At 54.4% G+C, this 298-nt stretch carries 1 pseudogene; it reads left to right on the top strand.

Annotated elements, in window-relative coordinates:
- Window positions 1-298, top strand: a pseudogene (locus tag ACTF7Q_RS10255) (phosphoenolpyruvate carboxylase); the annotation flags it as partial.

Genomic DNA, 298 nt, shown 5'->3' with positions numbered 1-298 from the left:
TGCTAGGGCATGATGTGTTCTGCGACTATGTGCGCCGCCGTGGCCGACTGGCAATACAAACCGGCTTTTCGGATGCGGGTCGCTTTATCGGGCAGATCGCCGCCAATCTGGCGATTGAACGGTTACAGTTAAAAATTGCACAGCTGCTCAAAGACCGGCTGGATGGCGATGTTGACCTGTTGATGTTCAATACACATGGCGAATCATTTGGCCGTGGATGCGCTGGCCCGCGCATAGCTGACCGGCAGAATTTCATTCTGACACCGCATACAAGAGCACGATGCAACGAGATGGGCGT

The organism is Puniceispirillum sp. (SeqCode) (assembly GCF_965657105.1).
GTDB lineage: Bacteria > Pseudomonadota > Alphaproteobacteria > Puniceispirillales > Puniceispirillaceae > Puniceispirillum.
The sequence above is the reverse complement of the archived record's forward strand: the minus strand, read 5'-3'. Positions and strand labels throughout refer to the sequence as shown.